Annotated in this window: 14 protein-coding genes; 3 read left to right on the forward strand and 11 right to left on the reverse strand. The window is 64.8% G+C overall.

Annotated elements, in window-relative coordinates; translation table 11 throughout:
* Positions 1 to 11: 11 nt before the first annotated feature.
* The 8 genes from ACQUQO_RS09885 to ACQUQO_RS09920 form a co-directional block, all read right to left on the reverse strand.
* Entirely contained in the window at positions 12 to 986 is a 975-nt protein-coding gene (locus ACQUQO_RS09885; RefSeq protein ID WP_435077827.1) for an isocitrate/isopropylmalate dehydrogenase family protein, read from the reverse strand.
* Entirely contained in the window at positions 979 to 1,590 is a 612-nt protein-coding gene (leuD, locus tag ACQUQO_RS09890; RefSeq protein WP_435077829.1) for a 3-isopropylmalate dehydratase small subunit, read from the reverse strand. The genes ACQUQO_RS09885 and leuD overlap by 8 nt, the downstream gene beginning before the upstream one ends.
* Positions 1,587 to 3,008, reverse strand: a complete 1,422-nt coding sequence (gene leuC / locus ACQUQO_RS09895) for a 3-isopropylmalate dehydratase large subunit (protein WP_435077830.1) — start codon at positions 3,006 to 3,008, stop codon at positions 1,587 to 1,589. Before leuC ends, leuD begins: the two co-directional genes overlap by 4 nt.
* Complete coding sequence (locus tag ACQUQO_RS09900; protein WP_435077831.1) at positions 3,005 to 3,394, reverse strand: hypothetical protein; 390 nt, start codon at positions 3,392 to 3,394, stop codon at positions 3,005 to 3,007. The genes leuC and ACQUQO_RS09900 overlap by 4 nt, the downstream gene beginning before the upstream one ends.
* Positions 3,387 to 4,430: a ketol-acid reductoisomerase gene (gene ilvC, locus ACQUQO_RS09905; protein WP_435077832.1), complete on the reverse strand. Its 1,044-nt coding sequence runs from the start codon at positions 4,428 to 4,430 to the stop codon at positions 3,387 to 3,389. Before ilvC ends, ACQUQO_RS09900 begins: the two co-directional genes overlap by 8 nt.
* Positions 4,427 to 5,056 (reverse strand): acetolactate synthase small subunit, encoded by a 630-nt coding sequence (gene ilvN / locus ACQUQO_RS09910; RefSeq protein ID WP_435077833.1) that lies wholly within the window; start codon positions 5,054 to 5,056, stop codon positions 4,427 to 4,429. Before ilvN ends, ilvC begins: the two co-directional genes overlap by 4 nt.
* A complete protein-coding gene (gene ilvB, locus ACQUQO_RS09915; RefSeq protein ID WP_435077834.1) occupies positions 5,053 to 6,846 on the reverse strand; it encodes a biosynthetic-type acetolactate synthase large subunit in 1,794 nt (597 codons plus the stop codon). Before ilvB ends, ilvN begins: the two co-directional genes overlap by 4 nt.
* Before the next feature lie 358 nt (positions 6,847 to 7,204).
* Entirely contained in the window at positions 7,205 to 8,413 is a 1,209-nt protein-coding gene (locus tag ACQUQO_RS09920; protein WP_435077869.1) for a LeuA family protein, read from the reverse strand.
* Positions 8,414 to 8,772: 359 nt separating this feature from the next.
* On the opposite strand from ACQUQO_RS09920, the gene ACQUQO_RS09925 reads away from it, so the two are divergent.
* Positions 8,773 to 9,756 (forward strand): bile acid:sodium symporter family protein, encoded by a 984-nt coding sequence (locus tag ACQUQO_RS09925; RefSeq protein ID WP_435077835.1) that lies wholly within the window; start codon positions 8,773 to 8,775, stop codon positions 9,754 to 9,756.
* A 103-nt stretch (positions 9,757 to 9,859) separates the two neighbouring features.
* Here ACQUQO_RS09925 and ACQUQO_RS09930 read toward each other — a convergent pair whose 3' ends face one another.
* Positions 9,860 to 10,303 carry a hypothetical protein gene (locus ACQUQO_RS09930; RefSeq protein WP_435077836.1) on the reverse strand — a complete coding sequence of 148 codons (444 nt, stop codon included), beginning with the start codon at positions 10,301 to 10,303 and terminating at the stop codon, positions 9,860 to 9,862.
* Between the two features lie 408 nt (positions 10,304 to 10,711).
* On the opposite strand from ACQUQO_RS09930, the gene ACQUQO_RS09935 reads away from it, so the two are divergent.
* Positions 10,712 to 11,008 (forward strand): DUF5779 family protein, encoded by a 297-nt coding sequence (locus tag ACQUQO_RS09935; protein ID WP_435077837.1) that lies wholly within the window; start codon positions 10,712 to 10,714, stop codon positions 11,006 to 11,008.
* Between the two features lie 35 nt (positions 11,009 to 11,043).
* On the opposite strand, the gene ACQUQO_RS09940 is transcribed toward ACQUQO_RS09935, so the two are convergent.
* Positions 11,044 to 12,780 carry a GMC oxidoreductase gene (locus ACQUQO_RS09940; protein ID WP_435077838.1) on the reverse strand — a complete coding sequence of 579 codons (1,737 nt, stop codon included), beginning with the start codon at positions 12,778 to 12,780 and terminating at the stop codon, positions 11,044 to 11,046.
* A complete protein-coding gene (locus tag ACQUQO_RS09945; protein WP_435077839.1) occupies positions 12,777 to 13,928 on the reverse strand; it encodes a hypothetical protein in 1,152 nt (383 codons plus the stop codon). The genes ACQUQO_RS09940 and ACQUQO_RS09945 overlap by 4 nt, the downstream gene beginning before the upstream one ends.
* A gap of 320 nt (positions 13,929 to 14,248) precedes the next feature.
* Here ACQUQO_RS09945 and ACQUQO_RS09950 point away from each other — a divergent pair, with 320 nt between their 5' ends.
* Positions 14,249 to 15,022 carry an IclR family transcriptional regulator gene (locus tag ACQUQO_RS09950; RefSeq protein ID WP_435077840.1) on the forward strand — a complete coding sequence of 258 codons (774 nt, stop codon included), beginning with the start codon at positions 14,249 to 14,251 and terminating at the stop codon, positions 15,020 to 15,022.
* Positions 15,023 to 15,161 lie beyond the last annotated feature (139 nt).

A 15,161-nucleotide genomic window follows, 5' to 3' on the forward strand; every position in this document is an offset into this window, starting at 1 on the left:
AACCCCGACGGTCAGAGCCGGTCGAGTAGCGCTCGCTCCATCTCCTCGGTCGTGGCCGTGCCGCCGAGGTCCGGCGTGTGCGGGCCGTCGGCGAGGACTTCCATCACCGCCGTCCGAATCCGTTCGGCGCTTTCCGATTTATCGAGGAACTCACAGCACATCGCGGCGCTCAGCACCGTCGCCACGGGGTTTGCGACGCCCTCGCCGGCGATGTCCGGCGCGCTTCCGTGTACCGGTTCGAACAGCGCACGCTCCGGGCCGATGTTCGCACTCGGCAGCAATCCGAGGCCACCGACCAGCCCGGCCGCCAGATCGGAAAGGACGTCGCCAGCCAGATTCGGACAGACCACGACGCCGTAGTCGGCGGGATTCATCACGAGCTCGGTCGCTAGCGCGTCCATCAGGTGGGTTTCGTAGTCGGTTCCTCGCTCGTCGGCCACCCGCGCTGCGGTATCGACGAACAGTCCGTCCGTCCGGGCCATCACGTTCGCCTTGTGCGCCACGGTCACGTCGTAGTCGTGCTCGGCGGCGTATTCGAACCCGAACTCCGCGATGGCCCGCGATGCGGGTTCGGTGATGACGCGCGTGAGCGTCCGCACCTCCTCGGTGAGGTCGCTCTCGATGCCCGCATAGACCCCTTCGGTGTTCTCGCGGACGAACACGAGGTCGGCGTCGGGATGGAGCGCGTCGACACCGGGATACGCTCGCGCCGGACGGATGTTCGCGAACGACCCGACCGCACTGCGGAGGGGAAGAATCACGTCCGCCGCGCTCTCGCCGGCCGCACCGAACAGCGTCGCATCGCTCGTTGCGGCCGCTTGTTTCGTCTCTGCCGGCAACGGCTCGCCAGTTTCCGCCTCGACGCTGTCGCCGGCGTCGTACTCAGTGAATTCGAACTCGCCGACCGCATCGAGCACCGACACCGCGACCGGCACCACTTCCATACCGATACCGTCGCCCGGTATCACGGCGATCTCCTCAGTCATCGATGTAGGGCAGCGCGGCGGCCGTCTCGGCGACCGCACCCGAATTCGATTGCATCAGTGCGGTCGTGTCCCAGACGCCATCGACGAGCGCTCGGCGCTGGGCCTCGTCGACCTCGACGGTGGTCTCGTCGTCCCCATAGCGCACCGTCTCGTCGGCGACGTCGATATCGAGGTTCCCGTCGGGGTTCGCGTCGACCCACTCCTGGATTTCGGCTACCGTCTCGTGGTCGGCGGTCACGGTCGGTATCCCGAGCGCGAGACAGTTGCCGGCAAAGATTTCGGCGAAGGACTCGCCGATGAGTGCATCGATACCCCAGCGCATGAGGGCTTGGGGGGCGTGCTCGCGCGAGGAGCCACAGCCGAAGTTGGCGTTGACGACCATCACCGAGGCGTCGCGGAAGCGCTCCTCGTTCATCGGGTGGTCCTTCTCGTTGTCCTCGTCGTCGAATCGCTGGTCGAAGAAGGCGAACTCGCCGAGACCGTCGAAGGTGATGACCTTCATGAACCGCGCCGGAATGATCTGGTCGGTGTCGATGTCGTTGCCGCGGATCGGAACGCCAGTTCCCGAAACCGACTCGACGGTTTCGACCTCGGTATCGCTCATTGGGCCGTCACCGCCGGCAGTTCGCGCACGTCGGTGACCTCCCCGGTGATTGCCGCCGCCGCGACCATCACCGGACTCATCAACACCGTGCGCCCGTCCTTCGAGCCCTGTCGACCGACGAAGTTCCGGTTCGACGAGGAGGCACAGGCTTGGTCGCCCTCCAACTGGTCTTCGTTCATCCCGAGACACATCGAACAGCCAGCGCCGCGCCACTCGAAGCCGGCGTCGGTGAAGATTTCATCGAGACCCTCGTCCTCGGCGGCGGCCTTGACGCGCTGACTGCCCGGTACGACCATCGCGCGCACGCTCGTATCCACATCTCGTCCTTCGACCACCTCGGCAGCGTCCCGGAGGTCGGCCAGTCGCGCGTTCGTACACGACCCCAAGAACGCGACGTCGACCTCGTAGCCCTGCATCGTTTCGCCGGGTTCGACGCGCATGTGCTCTTGGGCGCGGCGTGCGGTGTCCCGTTTGTCCTCGGGTAACTCTTCGGGGTCGGGAATCGATTCGGTAACTCCAATACCCTGCCCCGGCGTGGTCCCCCACGTCACGACGGGTTCGATTTCGTCGCCGTCGATGGTCACGACGTCGTCGTATTCGGCATCCGCATCCGAGCGAATCGACTCCCAGTATTCTCTGTACTCAGCGAATTTTTCCTGTTCGTCCCGGAAGGCATCCGTCTCGCGGAGCCACTCGTAGGTGGTCGCGTCGGGATTGACGTAGCCCGCGCGCGCGCCGCCCTCGATTGACATGTTACAGATGCTCATCCGTCCCTCCATCCCCAACGATTCGATGGCCTCGCCGGCATACTCGTAGACGTAGCCGACACCGCCATCGACGCCGAGCTTGCGGATGATGGTCAGGATGACGTCCTTGGCCCCTACATGACTACTGAGTTCACCAGTGACTTCGATCTTCCGGACCTTCTTCTTGTCCATCGCAATCGTCTGAGTGGCCAATACGTCACGAATCTGGGAGGTTCCGATGCCGAAGGCGAGCGCGCCGAAGGCTCCATGAGTGGAGGTGTGCGAATCACCGCAGACGATGGTCACGCCGGGCTGGGTGAGACCCTGCTCCGGGCCGATGACGTGGACGATGCCCTGATTCCCGCTGCTCGGGTCGTCGAATTCGATGTCCGAGTCCCGGACGTTTGCCTCCAGTTCGCTCATCATCTCCTCGGCGGCGTCGTCGGCGAACGGCCGGGACTGGTCGGCGGTCGGAACGATGTGGTCGACGGTGGCATGGGTTCGGTCGGGATAGGCCACTTCGAGGTCGCGCTCGCCGAGCATGCCGAAGGCCTGTGGACTCGTGACCTCGTGGATGAGGTGCAGGCCCACGAACAGCTGGGTCTGACCGGTGGGCAGTTCCGTGACGGCGTGCTCGTCCCATACCTTGTCGTAGAGCGTGCGCTCGCTCATCGGGTCCCGTCGCGGCCTTCATTACCGCGCTCGAACACCCGGTTGGCTTCGGCCTCGTTCGGCGGCTCGTGGTCGACGTCCTTCATCCGCATCTCGCCGGTGTCGTCGGTCTCTTCGGGGTCCGCTTCGCGCTCGTCCTCGCCACGGGTTCCGCCGTCGGAGCGCTCAGCGCTCCGACGAGGTTTGCGCCCACTCCGTTCGCGCTCACTTCCGGCAGACGTTCCGTCTGCCGACGTTCGCCTCGTTTCGCTCGGCTCACCGCCGTCGGCCGCCACGGCCGGCCCGCGCTGATAGACCACCGCCTCGCCGAACGGCCGCCCGGTATCGGGGTGGGTGTGGTCGACTGCTTTCATCTCGGTTCGCCGTTCGCTTGTGTTCTCAGTCATCTGCTTGCACTCGCTCTTGTTCGCTCTGGTCTTCTTCCGGTTCCTCTGCCCACGCGAACAGCCCGCGCAGGCGCTCGCCCACGTCCTCGATTTCGTGGTTCTTCTCTGCTTCGCGCAACTGACGGTAGGCGGGCCGGTTGGCTTGATTCTCCGCGATCCACTCGCGGGCAAACGCCCCATTCTGAACGTCTTCGAGGACCTGCTCCATGTTCTCGCGGGTGTGCTCGTCGACCACGACATCGCCCTTGGTGAGTCCGCCGTATTCGGCCGTATCCGAGACCGAATCCCACATCTCGCCGAGTCCACCCTCGTACATCAGGTCCACGATGAGTTTCATCTCGTTGAGGCACTCGAAGTACGCCATCTCCGGGGAGTAGCCGGCATCGACGAGCGTCTCGTAGGCCTGTTTGATGAGGCTCGTCACGCCGCCGCAGAGCACCGCCTGCTCGCCGAAGAGATCGGTTTCGGTTTCCTCGCGGAACGTGGTTTCGACGACGCCGGCACGGGTGCAGCCGATGGCCTGTCCGTAGGCGAGCGCCTCGTCCGTTGCCTCGCCCGTCGCGTCCTGATAGACCGCGAGCAAGCCGGGCGTCCCTTGGTCGTTCTCGTAGTTGCGCCGGACGAGATGACCCGGTGATTTGGGCGCTATCATCGTCACGTCCACGTCCTCGGGTGGTTCGATCTGTCCGAAGTGGATGTTGAACCCGTGGGCGAACTGGAGCGTGTCGCCAGCGTCGAGTTCCTCGGCGATGTCGTCGTAGACCGCCGGCTGCACGGTATCGGGCACGAGCATCGAGACGATATCGGCTCGCGCGGCGGCCTCGACGGGCGTCGCCACGTCCAGTCCGTCCTCGCGGGCGGCGTCGCGCGAACTCGACCCCTCGCGGAGACCCACCACCACGTCGACCCCGCTGTCGGCGAGGTTCTGGGCGTGGGCGTGGCCCTGCGAGCCATAACCCATCACGGCCACGGTCTTTCCCTCGATGGCGCTTTCCTCTACATCCTCGTCGTAGTGTATCGTCGCGTGTTCTGTCATGGTTCGTGTACTCGTTCGTACCGCTCCTCTTCTGCGTGTGTCGTCCACTCCTCGCCGCGAGCGAGCGCCGTCTGGCCGGTTCTGGCGAGTTCGCGGATGCCGAACTGCCGAAAGGCGTCGATGGCGTCGTCGATCTTCTGCTCGTCGCCGGTGATCTGCACAGTAATCGTTCGTGGCCCGGCGTCGAGCGTCTCGCCCTCGTACATCCGCGTGACGGCGTGGACCTTGTCGGGTTCCTCGCCGTGGACTTTCAGGACCACCAGCTCCCGACGCACGGCGTCGTCACCGAGTTCGCGCACCGAGATGACGTTGACGACCTTGGCGAGCTGTTTTTCGACCTGCCGGACGCCCGGTTCCGGCTCCTCGATGACCAGCGTCACGCGGGAGGTCTCAGGATTGGTCGTCGTCCCCACGGTGAGGGACTCGATATTGAACTGCCGGCGCGAGACCAGCCCCGATATCTTCGCCAGCACGCCCGGCTCGTTCTGCACGAGCGCCGATAATACTGTGCGCCGCGGCTCGTGTTCGGCCCCGGTCTCGGGGTCGATGCGGATACCCTGCGCGTTGCGCCGGCCCGACGGGTGGGGTCGCTCCTCGGGGGCCGGTCCCTGCAATCCCTCCGTCATAGTTGGTCCTCCGTCAGCACGAACTGGCCGTTCGCACCACCACTGGGAACCATCGGATAGACGTCTTCGGTCGGGTCGATGTACGCGTCGACGACCGCAGGACCATCGTGGGCCAGCGCCTCGTCGATGACTGCCTCGACGTCGTCGTAGCCCTCCATCCGGAACCCGCGCGCGCCGAACGCCTCGGCGAGCGCAGCGAAATCGGGCACCCACGGGTACTCAGAGGCCATCCGCCGGCCGCCGTGGAAGCTGTCCTGCCACTGGCGCACCATACCGACGGCCTCGTTGTTCAGGATTATCACGGTGATATCGAGGTCCTCCCTGACAGCAACGGCGAGTTCCTGGAGCGTCATCAGGAACGAACCGTCGCCGTCGAAACAGACCACCGACTGGTCGTCATCGGCCGCCATACGGGCACCGATGGCCGACGGCAGCCCGTAGCCCATCGTGCCCAATCCGTGCGAGGAGACCCACGTTCGGGGTTCGGTATACGTCCAGTACTGGACCGCCCACATCTGGTGTTGGCCGACGCCCGTGGTGACGATGGTGTCGTCGGCCGTCGCCGCATCCACCGCCTCGACGACGAACTGCGGCTTGAGCGGGCCGTCCTCGTCCATCGAGTAGTCCATCGGGTAGTCGGTCTTCCACTGCTGGCACTGCTCGACCCATTCCTGAAAACGCTCGCCGGTGGCCGACATGTCCGCCGCGCGCTCGTCGGCCATCGCCTCGCCCACCTGTTCGATGACGGTGCCGGCATCGCCCAAGAGCGGATAGTCGGCGTGGACGTTCTTCGAGATCTCCGCCGCGTCGATGTCGGCGTGGATGATTTCGGCCTCGGGGGCGAACGTCTCGACCCCGCCCGTCAGGCGGTCGTCGAAGCGGGTTCCGACCGCGAACAGCACGTCACAGTGGGTGATGGCCATGTTCGCATAGCCCGTGCCGTGCATCCCCGCCATCTCCATGGCGAGGTCGTGGTCTTCGGGGAAGACACCCACTGCGGGCATCGTCGTCACCACCGGAATCCCGTACTCGGTGGCGAACGCCCGCAGCTCGGCGCTCGCCTCGCCCTTGATGACGCCACCACCCGCCAGAATCACGGGCTTTTCGGCGCGGGCGAGCACACCGGCGGCCGTCGAGACGGCCTCGCCGTCGGCACGTTCGGGCGGGTCGTACGTCTCGGGCGTCACGCCCTCGCCCGGTTCGCGCTCGGTCGTGCCCGTGGTCACGTCCTTCGGGAGGTCGACCAGCGTGGGACCCTGCCGGCCCTCGCGGGCGAGCGCGAACGCCTCGCCGACCGTATCGCCGACCGTATCGGAATCGCCCGCGAAGTAGTTCTCCTTCGTTATCGGACCTGTCACTCCCGTGGTGTCGGTCTCTTGGAAGGCGTCCGAGCCGACCATGTCCGAGGGAACCTGTCCGGTGAGTGCCACCAGTGGGTCGGAGTCCATCGAGGCATCGGCGATGCCGGTCACGAGGTTCGTCGCGCCGGGTCCGGAGGTCGCCAAGCACACTCCGGGCTCGCCGGAGACGATACCGAAGGCGTCGGCCGCGTGGGCCGCGCCCTGCTCGTGGGCCATCGTGACGTGGGTGAGGTCGGAGTCGTACAGCGCGTCGTAGACCGGCATGATGGCCCCGCCCTGCACGCCGAAGAGGTGTTCGACGTCGGCCCGTTCGAGCGCCCGCGCAACCGACTCCGCACCGGTCGTCACGGGCTGCTCGTCGGTCTCGACCGTCTCGGGCGGTTCGGTCACCGCTTCCTCGGCGCGCTGGGTCGGCTGGCCCTCGCTCATCGGTCGCCTCCGTGGTTCGTTGTCGGTGCCGCTCGGTCGTCGCGTGTGGTCGTTGCTGGCTGTCGTGTGGTCATCGGTTGGCAGTCGTCGGCTGTCGCGCGTGCTGTTCGCTGTGCGGGATGCGTCGGGGTCGAAGGAGGTGGCTGTGTAGGGGCTACGCCCCTACAATAATGAGACCGCGCGCGCCGACCGCGCCGCTCGGAACCGGCGTGCTCCGAGCGGTCGTCGGTCGTGTCATCGTGGTCGATTCCATCACGGGAGTGGTAATAACCCTTGCGCGTCGTGCAAACATTGCCGCGGACGTGCGGGTCGGGAGCCACCCGCTGCTGGTGGGATGGGGCGTTCGGCGGGGCCATTCTCAGGCGTTGACCTCCGTGCGTTCGGTCTCCCGGATGCCGACCTCGCGGGCGAATCGTTCGAGCACAGCCATCGTGACGCGCTCTTTCTCCGCGCCGAAGTCCTTCACCCGTCGGGTACACTCGCGCACTTCGTCGTCGGTCGGCTGGAATCCGGCTTCATGCAGGCGTTCGCGCACCGAGTGTGTGCCCGTGTGTTTGCCGAGGACGAGTTCGCGCTGTGCACCGACCATCTCGGGGGTCATCACGCCCGGCTCGAACGTGTCGGAGTTCTCGATGACGCCGGCGGCGTGGATGCCCGACTCGTGGCTGAAGGCGTTCTGCCCGACGACGGGCTTGTTGCCCGGCGTGTCGATGTCGCTCGCGCGTTCGACCAGCCGCGAGAGTTCCGTGATGCGGGTCGTGTCGATGCCCGTGTCGACGCCATAGAGCGATTCGGCGCTCATGACGACCTCCTCGTAGGCGGCGTTGCCGGCGCGCTCGCCGATGCCGTTCACACTCACTTGGGCCTGCGCCGCGCCGTTCTCGAAGCCCGCGAGCGCGTTCGCACTCGCCAGCCCGAAGTCGTCGTGGGTATGGACGTCGACCTGCGCGTCGGCGACCTCGCAGACCTCGGCGATGAGGTCGCCGAATCTCGTCGGAGTGGCCACTCCACAGGTGTCGGGAACGTTTATCCAGTCGGCACCCGCTTCCGAAGTGGCCCCGATGACGTCTACGAGGTACTTCTCGTCCGTGCGAGTGGCGTCCATCGGCGAGAACATCACGTCGACGCCGGCCGCCTTCGCACGCTCGACCGCCGCGACCGAGCGCTCTTTCATCTCTTCACGGTTCGAGTGCATCGCGTCTTCGAGCTGCACATCGCTGGTCGAGGCGAAGACGTGGACCATCTCGACGCCCGCATCGAGCGCCGCCTCCACGTCCGCATCGACCACGCGCGCCAGTCCACAGGTCGTTACTCCCGTGCTCTCGGCGATGTCACGGACGGCTTCGAACTCGGCATCGGAGTTCACCGGGAAGCCCGCCTCGATGACATGGGTACCCATCTCGTCCAGCACGGCCGCTATCTCGCGCTTGTCGTCGTAGCTGAACGAGGTGCGTGGCGACTGCTCGCCGTCGCGCAGCGTGGTGTCGAAGACCCGTACAGAATCTACTTCAGTCGTATCTCCCAGGGTGCCCTGGAAGAACTCGATCCGCCGGGGTCTCCGACGAATCCTCCGTGTCCGCGTCGTGGTAGGACATTACGCTCGACCGAATGGCCATCACACGGATAAACCTACCGCTCCGGAATTTCCGTTCGGTCGGTCTTCGAGGCATGAAATCGAAAAATCGCCAGCATTCAACGGCCTTGTCTCCTCAGTAGTTCCTTATATCATACCATCGGCCGCGACGCGCCGGGCGGTCCGATTGGCGTGCATCCGCGCCCGATTCGACGCGAAATCCGACCCGAGGCGCTCGCGCGCGGCGGTCGACGAACGGCACGCACGCGAAAATTTTTGCACGGGTGTGCCGATGGTCGAGGCATGGTTTCCCACAGCGGTCGAGTGAGGAACATCGGCGGAGGGTCGACGGCGTGAGCGTGCTCGATACGCTCGAACGAGCCAGTACCGTTGCGAGCACGTACTTCGTGGTGTGGGTACTGCTGTTTTCGGCTGCGGCGCTCGTCGCTCCGTCGGGATTCACGTGGATTTCGCCGTACATCACGCCGCTTTTGGGTATCATCATGCTCGGAATGGGACTGACGCTGCTGCCGGAGGACTTTCGGCGCATCGCCGAGCGCCCGCGCGACGTGGCCATCGGCGCGCTCACGCAGTGGCTCGTGATGCCGCTCGCGGCGTGGGCTCTCACCATCGTGCTCTCGCTCCCGCCGGCGCTCGCGGTCGGCGTCATCCTGTTGGGTGCCGCGCCGGGCGGGACGGCCTCGAACGTGATGACCTATCTGGGCAAGGGCGACGTCGCGCTCTCAGTAGCCATCACGACGGTGACAACCCTCGCCGCACCGGTCGTGATGCCCGCGTGGGTCGTCGCGCTCGCGGGCGAACAGCTCCAAGTGACGTTCGCCCAGATGTTCACGTCCATCGTGCAGGTCGTCCTGATTCCGGTGATCGCGGGCTTTGCGCTCCGACTGGCCTTGGACCGCTACGCACCGCGGGCCGCCGAAGCGGGATTGAACGTCTTTCCGGCGGTCAGCGTCGTCGCCATCGTCGCCATCGTCGCGGCGGTCGTCGGGCTGAACGTCGAGAACATCCTGACTGCGGGCGGAGTCGTTTTGCTTGCGGTCGTCGCCCACAACGCCATCGGACTGGGTGCCGGCTACGGCGTCGGCCGCGCGAGCGGGATGTCGTCCGAACGGGTCCGGGCATGTACCTTCGAGGTCGCCCTCCAGAACAGCGGGCTCGCGGTCGCGCTTGCGACTGCGTACTTCAGCCCGCTCGCAGCGCTCCCACCCGCACTGTTTAGCGTCTGGCACAACGTCACTGGCCCGGCGCTCGCGACGTATTTCTCACGGCAATCGGCGGGGACGACCGACGCGGGGGCCGCGAGCGCCGACGACTGACGACAGAACACCTGTCGGAGAACCGCTGTGGCGCTTGAGCCGTCACGAATCACGAACGGCTCCGCTGATGCTGTGAGACACTCTCGGGTGACGGGATGTTTCCTCAGCCGAGGAGAAGCACGAGCGTAACCACAGCGATGGCTCCAAATCCAGTGAAGTACATCACGTATTCCAACCGCGTGGCCGGTACGACCGCTGCCATCGCGGCGGGGTTTCTCGACGCACCACCGGCCTCTACCGGACTCGCCGTCTGCATCCCGCCGGTCTCTCCACCAGTGCTAGACTGCATCTCACCGACCGCAGGACCCGGCCCGATTCCGGGAGCCCCGAGCAACAAGACGAGCGCCAGAACCGCGACGGCAACGAGCACAAGCACGACAGCACCGAGTGCGACGTCGAACACACTGGCAACGAGTATAACGATACCTGCCGTTACCGCCCCGGCACCGAACCCGAACAGTGAGCCTCGTTCTACCAGCTTTTCCAGTCCCATAGCTCCGACTACCCTTGGGTATGGTATATGTTTTCTGTAAACTGAGACAGTCATCAAACACTTCCTTCGTCCTGCTATCTCGTCTGCTGGCGACTCTCTGCGAGCAGCTAGCGATGGCGAATATACTCGCCGATAATGAGAAGGTTGATTCTTCGAGTCTGGTGAGCGGATACCGATGACCGAGCAAGGAAACACGTGGGTCGCGTTCTTGGTCGTGGGGTTGGCGCTCGTGGTCGGTCGTCGGTGGTGGACCGTTGGATACCTCGGCGTGGTTCGTTCAGTACGCGTTCGTGGGCACTGGGCTACTGCTAACCGGAGTCGGATACTATCGGGCACGGTTGGCATCCGTCCTCGACTGACTCGTGAACTGTGTCGGCCGATGCACCCGAAGACGACGGTCGGTTTCCCGGCTGCTCGCGTCCCAAAACGAGGGTTTTTCTCCCGGCGCGGTGAGATGCCGCCATGAGCGAGTTCGACCTCGACCTGCAGGCCGTCGAAACGGAAATCGAGGACGAAACCGACGAGCGCACCCATCGCGTCGTTCTCGGCGTGCTCGACGGGCGAACGCCGAGCGAGGAATGGGTCGCCGAAGTCGACGACGACGCGGTGCTCGTCCTCGCCGTCGAGGGTGACCTGAATCGCCTCGCCAGCGGCTTCGCGCGCGACGTCCGCGAGATGGGCGGCGAACTCATCCACTTCCGGAAGTTTCTGTTGGTGACGCCGCCCGGCGTCCACATCGACACCGACCGGCTTGACTGACGGCAACTCGACGAAAAATCGAATCGGGTGGGAGGTCAGAAGTAGATGTCGGCGATCTTGTCGGCGGTGCGCAATGCGAGTGCCTGCCCCGAATTAGTGGGATTCGGGCCGCCGACGCCGTTTGCCATCGCGGAGTGGTCGGCGACGAACAGCCGGTCGACGTTCTGTGCTTCGGCGTTCGCATCGAGGACTTTGCCCATCCGCATCGAGGACTGCATATGCAGCAGTAGCGGCGGCCACTCCGCGCGGTGGACGTGTGAGGCCCCCGCCTCGCGGTGGATGTTCGCCGCGATGCGCGCGAGTTCGTCGCGCTTGTCGTTGTCCTCCTCGCTCGGTTCGTAGCGCACCTTCGGGACGGGACCGTGCTCGTCGGAGAACGTCTCATCGAGCGAGACGCCGTTGTCCTGATGGGGGAAGTCGTCGGTGAGCACCAGCAGCGCCTTGGTCTGTCGGTAGTTCGCCATCCGGCGTTTGAGTTCCTCGCCGACGACGTACCCGCGGGTGTCCCACGGCTCACCCTCCGCAACGGGCGTGTCGAAGCTGTACCCGGCCTCCGTGAACAGGTAATCCGCATACGAGACCAGTCCGGGGGTCATCCCGATGTCTTCAAGTCCCCCGACGCCGGGCTTGTCGAAGCGAACTGCCGAGTTCTGGCCGACATAGGGGTCCATGTGCTCGACCTCGGGATTGATGTTCGCCACCGTCTCGTCGTCGTAGACGCCGACGACCCAGTCGAACCAGTGGGTGGTCAGTCCCTTGCCGACCCAGCCGTCGTCCGGCAGTCCGGCGTTGAGCCACAGACGGGGCGACTCGATACAGCCGCCCGCGAGCACCACCGTATCGGCAGCCACTGTCTGAGACCGGCCGGACCACGAATCGCGGAACGTGACGCCGGTGGCTTCGAGGTTCCCCGCGCCTTCGTCGGTGGTGATGTCCGTGACGTAGGCGTTGGGTCGGACGGCGACGTTGCCCGCATCGGGGTCGTCGTTCGTATCGAGCGCCCGCGGGACGTAGGCGACGTTGCTCGACTTGCGGGATTTCTCCCGCACTGGCGCGTCCACGGGCGAGGAGGCCCCCTGGAACTCGTCGCCGACGAGTGGGTCACCACGGAACCCGTCCTCGTAACTGAACGAGCCGTCGTAATCGGCATCGAGTTCGTCCGGCGGTTCGCTGATGGCGTTGGCCTGCGGCCGCCAGCCCGTCTCGGTGACGTTCAGCGTGTCGATGCGGTCGTACCCTGCGCCCGTCGCGCCCTCGATGAACACCTCCTCCTTCGCGGTCATCGGGGCCTGCTGGGTGCTCGTGAGTTCCTCGTTCAACTGGTAGTAGGGAACGAGTTCCTCGTAGTCGATGGGCCAGTGGGGCTGGTCGTTGAAGGCGTGGGGATAGCCTCGGGGATGGTTGGCGAAGTAGTGCAGCGACGTACCGCCCACTGCGCCGACCTGCCAGATGAACGCGTTCTGGTGGAGGTTCCGGAACCACGGCGCTCGTGAGTGGTCGGCGGGACCCACCCGGAGATACCCATAGGTCGGGTCGTTGGCGTCGGCCTCGCGGTGGGTGAACTGCTCGTCGAGCAGCTTTCCATCGAGGTCGTCGGGGTCGGTGCTGACGGTGCCGCCCGCGTCGGCGTGCGGCTGGGGCCATTTTTCGTTTCCATGCCACGGCCCACCTTCGAGGATGAGGACGTCGATGCCGTGGTCTTTGGCGAGTTTCCACGCGGCGGCCGGGCCGTCCGCGCCGGCACCGATGACGACGACGTCGGGGTCATTCATTGGGTCTCACCCCCGATGCCCGCGATGACGTCCTCGCCGGTCAGGTCGTCGGGAAGGTCGAGGCTCCCGGTGTCGGGGTCGGCGAACCCGCCGGGGACGGCGTGTCGCCAGTTGGCCGCGTGGCCGGGGGCGGGTCCGGGATAGCCGCTCTGCTGGCGGCTCTGGACCTCGTCGGGCGGTATCTGCATCTCTCTGTCGGTCGGGTTCTCGGTCTTGGTGGCTCCCAGACCCGACCACTCGGTGTAGTAGCCAAAGCCGTGCAGCCCGTTGACGGCCATCACGACGTACTTCAGGATGCCGACCTGCGGGACGAAGGGTGAAAGCAACTCGTCGAGGCGGTCGATGACGCTGCCATCGACGATGGTCCAGAGACAGCGTAAGCGGTCTTCCCGCGAGAGCTGGGCGAAGGTGCCACCCGCAGGGAACTGCTCGCTGCCGCGCGAAATCGCGTCCTCGTTTTTGCCGAGCGCGATGAACTCGGCGGCCACGATGTCGAAGACGAGGGTGAACGCCGCCGCATAGGGATAGTTCTGCACCACTCGGTGGGTCGTTTCGTTGGTCGTCTCGACGAGCAGGTCGAACTCGGCGGGACCGGACGTCGAGGAGACGTCCTCGGCGAAGGAGACCTCGTAGCGTTCGAGTGGCCCGAAACTCAACTGTTCTTCGAGCGCTTCCTCGCTCACATCGAGGTCGAGGATGCTGATGTCCGTGAGGTTCAACACGGCATCGAGCGCCGAATCGGGACCGACCAATCCGCCGAGGTTCCGCAGGTCGAGACCCGTCTCGAACATGTTCACCGGCATCTCGGCGTCCGAGGGACCATCGAGCAATCCCTTTTCAGTCACCATCTCGGCACGGACCTCCTGGAAGTGGTTGAAGTCCCAGATGAGGAACTTCTCCAGCCCCACATCGAGTCCGCCGGGAACGTGCTCCGGCCCGAGTTCGCTTTCCAACTGTGGGGTACGGGGAACGATGGCGTCGACGATGGCCCGGTAGGTGTCGACCGTGTGCGGGTCGCTCGGAATCGAGTCGTTCAGAACGTCCTCTGCCTCCGCTATCGTCGCGCCGGACATCGACAACGCGGCGAGACCGCCGATGCCCTTCATGACGCCGCGCCGTGTCGCCGATGTGTCGGTTCGTTCGTTCATTGTCGATTGTGACCCCTTCACAACTACTGCGTTGAGACATCAACAGATAAGTGTTTTGTTAGCTATTCTAGCACGTCTGAAACACGTACTCAAAAACTCGACTGCTATCGATCAAAATCGCCTCAAGTCATGCGATTCCAATCGATATATTCTGTTTTCAAAAGACGAAATATATTTCACCCACATCCGGCCCAAATCGCCGTGACAAAATTTTTCTATCATATATTTTTCCGTCTCAGTATCCATATCCAATATTTCTGTATCCGGTTTTCGTTCGATATTACCGGACAATCTAAAGGGGTACGAGTCCTCCTTCGACCGTGACGAACTACCCTATCGCGGCGGTCAAGGTCTCCCACGACGTGCTCACGGTACTCGCCGACCGGGGCGATGTCGGAGTCACCGAGGTCGCCACCGCGCTTTCCCTGCCGAAGAGTACGGCCCACGACCACCTCCGAACGCTGGAGCGCGTCGGCTCGGTGGTCAACGAGAACGGCCGCTACCGGCTGAGCATGCAGTTCCTCCATTTCGGTAAAATCGCCCGGAACAACAACGAACTGTTCGTCCGGGGTCGCGACGAGGCGCTTGGTCTCTCGGCGGCCGTCGGCGACTCGAAGTACGTCCAGCTGGTAACCGAGGAAAACGGGCGCTGTGCGGTGTTGCTGGCGACGCGCTGGCAACGGGAGAGCCTTCCGCCGAAGGCGACGGACGTCTACCCGACGCACGTCCCCCTTCACACGAACGCGCCGGGCAAGGCGATTCTCGCAAGCATGGACTCCGAAACGGCCGAGCGAGTGCTCCTCGAACAGGGGTTGGAACGGCGAACGCCCGCGACGATCACCGACGAGGACGAACTACTGTCCGAACTGGAGCGCATCCGCGGGAACGGCTACGCAACCGACGCCGGGGAGTTGATTCCCGGCATGACGGGCGTCGCCGCTCCTATCGTCACCGACGCCGACGTTCACGGGGCCATCGCGGTCTACGGTGCCACCGAGGAGTTCGAAAGCGACCGGCACGACCCACCCATCGCCGACGTGGTTCGAGACGCCGCCGACGAGATACAAGCCAACCTCATCTTCGCCCGTGACTGACGGCGTGGTCGCCGGTCGGTCGGACGACTGTCCGGCAATAGCGGACGAACCTTGCCGTTCTCGCAGCCCTGTTAGTTTCCCGGTAATACTCGGTAGAACATGTATCAGACTCGTCGCAGAAACGCCTATGGTAGCAGCT

Source organism: Halococcus sp. AFM35 (assembly GCF_051195015.1).
Lineage (GTDB): Archaea > Halobacteriota > Halobacteria > Halobacteriales > Halococcaceae > Halococcus.